Origin of the sequence: Nodularia chucula CCY0103, assembly GCF_963923915.1 — a bacterium.
Classification (GTDB): domain Bacteria; phylum Cyanobacteriota; class Cyanobacteriia; order Cyanobacteriales; family Nostocaceae; genus Nodularia; species Nodularia chucula.
Window position 1 is genome coordinate 1 of the sequence record NZ_CAWUOL010000162.1, and the last position, 4,294, is coordinate 4,294.

Consider the following 4,294-nt stretch of genomic DNA (forward strand, 5'->3'; position numbering starts at 1 on the left):
ATCGCATGAACTAGAGTGTATAGGTGATGTCTTTTGTCAATGCGTAAGTCCTAGTAATAATGCTTTTATACTGCATTGCCTTTAAAGCTGGACTTATTCTCTAGCGAAAAATTTATCTATCAGCAAAGTCTTGAACTACTTCGATAATATCACTTGTTTTTGCACTAATTTCAATCAATTTATAGGTATTTTTTTCAATTTCAACTTGAGTGAGCAACATTTGCGCCTGAAACTTATACAGAAGAGATTTTGATAAGCCCATCTCATTCCCAATAACATAACCTATTAGTCCACCAATAAATAGCCCAATTATTGCACTTCCTCGAATTGAGGCCGCACCACCAGAACCTATCAAACATCCCACAATAACACCTATAACTCTATGGCTTATCAATATTGAGTTAGCCTTACTGTATAATTGCTCTACTATGGCTTGAATGACAGATGGGTCGTATTTAACCACGTGGATAATTCTCCTTTTTGAGGATATTTCTAAAGATAGTTGGTAAAAATTTAAATGTGACAACCAAATACTGATATATAATTTATCACGTCAATCAAATATACTACTGCAAATTTTACTCACGCTTCAAAAATCTTCATCATCAACAAAAAACTCGGCATCTTCATCAAATGTAGGTTGATTTTGACGAGAACCAGCAATTCCCCACAGAGGTTGTATGATTGCCGTACCAATTAAACCCACGCCAGCACTGAAGGCTAGGAATAAACCTACGGGGATTTGAACTGATTCAAATGTTAAAAATTTCAAGGATACAGGAGTGGCATTTTGAACTGAGATAATGGCGATCGCAACTACCCAAAGAGCCAGTATTAAAGATATTAAAATAGGAATAAAAGTTTTAAGCATAGAAAAGAGGAGAGAAAAATTATCCCCTCTCTGAGTTACAAGAGGGGTTGAGGTGGGATTAAACAGCTACTGCTTCTAGTTTAGCGATCGCATTTTCCATGTCTTGAGCAACCTTGGCTAGTTTCTCAGAGGAATTAGTTTCCATGTAAACCCGAACTAAAGGTTCTGTACCGGAAGGACGGAGTAAAACCCAACTACCTTCTTCTAAATACAATTTAATTCCGTCTTTGCGTCCCACTTCTTTGACTTTAATCCCGGCTACCTCTGCGGGGGGATTTTTAGTAAAGGAGTCAATAACGGCTGTTTTGTGTGCTTCCGTGAGGTGCAAGTCAAGACGGTCATTGTAAAGTGGTCCATCTGCTTCGGCGATGGCTTCTTGCACTAATTGACTTAAAGGTTTACCCTCATAAGCGATGGCTTCTGCTACTAGCATATCGGCTAAAATTCCGTCTTTTTCGGGAATATGACCAATAACACTTAAACCACCTGATTCTTCACCACCAATTAGTACGGCAGTTTCGCGCATTTTTTCACCAATGTATTTAAAGCCTACGGCTGTTTCATAAATAGGTAAGTTATGTTTAGCTGCGAAATTATCTAACAGGTGAGTTGTAGCCACAGTGCGGACGATTGCGCCGCTTTTACCTCTGTTTTTAATTAAATGTCGTGCTAACAATAGCAGCACAGTATTAGGTGTGAGAAAATTACCTAATTCATCTACAATCCCAAAGCGATCGCCATCGCCATCTGTAGCCAAGCCTACATCAGCTTGATCGGCTCTGACAGCTTTAACTAACTCTACTAGTTGCTCACCTTTGGGTTCGGGCATTCCGCCACCAAATAGCACATCACGCTTGAGGTTAAAACTTTCTACCTCACAGCCACAGTAGTGTAAAACTTCATCCAAATAGCCGCGAGAAGTAGAATAGAGAGCATCGTATTTCACCTTTAAATTCGCGCTCTTAATTCGTTCTACATCTAATAGGGTGTAGATAAATTTTAAATACTCTGGTTTGGGATCAAAGGTGGAAATTTTAGCCGTAGCAATACTCTCAGGGAGGGCATCGGATGCACTCTCAATGTTAGCCACAATGGTATCAGTAATCTCTGGAGTGGCAGGACCGGCGTAATCGGGGATATATTTAATCCCACAGTAAGGCGCAGGGTTATGGCTAGCGGTAAACATCAAAGCCCCAGCCGAATTTAATAACCGCGCATTATAGGCAATGACTGGTGTGGGGCAATCCCGGTCAGTAATTTTCACAGTCCAACCCAAGTCTGCTAAGACTTCAGCTGCTGTTTGAGCAAATTGGTCAGCTAAAAACCTAGTATCATAGGCAATCAGCACTGGTCTATCTTTTGTGTAGGCTGTTTCAAGGTAACTAGCGATGGCTCTGGTGACTTTCCGCACATTAGGAAAAGTAAAATCATCGGCTATGATACCTCTCCAACCGTCCGTACCGAACTTGATCTTGCTGGAATTGCTATTAGCACTCATTTTTAGTATTTTCTCCCGGATAACTTTAATACTATAGGAAGCTTCTCCTAAAGCGTGCGTAGCCGCAAGTATCCCCTACAGTATTTTTTCTCATGGAATCTTGAGATATTTTATTAGGAGTAGGGGATTGGCAAAAATCACTCAAGACTAATCACTAAATGGCGGTAATTCTTTGAGAATTGTAAACCGAATGTGATTCAGAGCCAAATCACCAATGGGGATGTCATCTTTGGTGAGTCTGAGACCTTGACTACTGACGGTTTCAAAGGGGATACCTTTACCAATTTCCAGGTGATACCAGGATAAACCCATAAAAAAGCGTGTAGGGTAAGGACCATTATTGCCCAAATCATCAGGATTAGATTCCATAGGCAACCAACCAAAACCGGGGATGTAAAATTCTAACCACACATGGTTAAAGTCTGGTTGTAATGGCACTCCTTGGTGTTCGCTATGGGGAGGACATTTATATCTACCCACAGTGCGGCAGGGAATCTCATTTAAACGGCAGAGGGCGAGTAAAACTCCTACATATTCACCACAGGAACCAACGCCTCGTTCTAAGACCAAATCAGGGGTATCGATGTGGGGTTTAATGCCATAGGATAATTTATCGTACACATAGTTGCGGATATTGTACATTTTCCGCAGCAGATTAGTTTCCGAACCTATGGCTTCTCTAGCAGCACGGCGAACAATGGGGGTATCCATTGCTAAGTTATCGTTATCTACTAGGTAACGAGTGGTAAATTCTGAGGATATTTCCGGAGGATTTTCCACATTTTTGGGGGTGATGTGATATTTTATTCCTCTGACTTCTAATAATGCTTTCCAGCCAAATATATGCCTTTCCCCTGGTGTAAGGGCATCAAATTTAAATACTGCTACCCTTTGGCCATCGATGATTTCTTCTGTAAAAGGTATACCGATGGGTTCAACTTGTTTCAATTTTTGCCGTTCAGTTTCTGAGGGTAAGGCTATACGCCATTCTACTTCTGGTAAATACACCTCTTCTAGGGGTGAAATTTCCTCGGCGTAGGACATTTCAATGAGATAGCCATTGGAAAGGGTGTATTGTTTGTCGGCGTCGTGATAGTAGTGTAGCGGATGAATAAAGGTGCGATCGCGGTATGTGAGTTCATGACAGGGATCAGCATTGGGATTGTCCCGAATATAAGGCTCTTCTGAGGCATAGGCTACGAACAGAGTTTCTTTACCTGTTTGTTCGTTGGTGTGTATGGCAATGCCGGTGGGAGATTCAAAGGGTGTCAATATACTGAATTTGAGTTCTCCAGTGGCTCTATCCATAGCATAAACTGTCTGTTCTGTGCGATCGCAAACCCAAAGAGTCTCTTGATTAACTGCCAAATTTGCTACCCCTACCCCCGGAGCATAAAATCTGGTAATTTCTTTGCGCGTATTGCAATCAAAAATCAAAATAAAGCCTAGCTTTTGGCAACTCACATAAACAGTTGATTCCCAAACAGCAACACCATCAGCAGCATAAGGCAAAGTCATAAAATGCTCCAGACCCCAAGAGGAGAGTTTGGACACATAAACACTATTTTCCCGCGTTACCCATAGGGAATCTGACCACACAGCCATACCCGCCACATCCCCAAATTCCCTGATTTGGTGGGGGTTGAGAATTTTACTGTTGTCGGAATTAGGATCAATTTCCAGTAAATGTCCTTTAACACTATCAATCGCCAGCAGTGTATCTTTGATGAAAGCAATGCCACAAAGAGCGGCTGCTGTTAACGGTCTAATTGTTCTTTGACCAAACATTGGGCTAGTAATCAAACTAGGAAGTGCAGAACTTATATTAAGCATTTTTAGTCGTTCGGTTTGATTTTTGCATTTATTTTAGTTGGGGACTGGGGACTGGGGACTGGGGACTGGGGACTGGGGACTGGGGACTGGGG

General features: G+C 41.6%; 4 protein-coding genes. All 4 read right to left on the minus strand.

Annotated elements, in window-relative coordinates; genetic code table 11:
- Window positions 1–112: 112 nt before the first annotated feature.
- Window positions 113–463: a hypothetical protein gene (locus ACM0OP_RS23715; protein WP_414530861.1), complete on the minus strand. Its 351-nt coding sequence runs from the start codon at window positions 461–463 to the stop codon at window positions 113–115.
- Between the two features lie 126 nt (window positions 464–589).
- On the minus strand, window positions 590–871 hold the full coding sequence (locus tag ACM0OP_RS23720; protein WP_414530863.1) for a DUF1049 domain-containing protein: 282 nt from the start codon (window positions 869–871) through the stop codon (window positions 590–592).
- Between the two features lie 58 nt (window positions 872–929).
- Complete coding sequence (locus ACM0OP_RS23725) at window positions 930–2,369, minus strand: phosphoglucomutase/phosphomannomutase family protein (RefSeq protein WP_414530865.1); 1,440 nt, start codon at window positions 2,367–2,369, stop codon at window positions 930–932.
- A 147-nt stretch (window positions 2,370–2,516) separates the two neighbouring features.
- Window positions 2,517–4,202, minus strand: coding sequence for a transglutaminase domain-containing protein (locus ACM0OP_RS23730; RefSeq protein ID WP_414530866.1), 1,686 nt, complete (start codon window positions 4,200–4,202; stop codon window positions 2,517–2,519).
- Window positions 4,203–4,294: the final 92 nt, after the last annotated feature.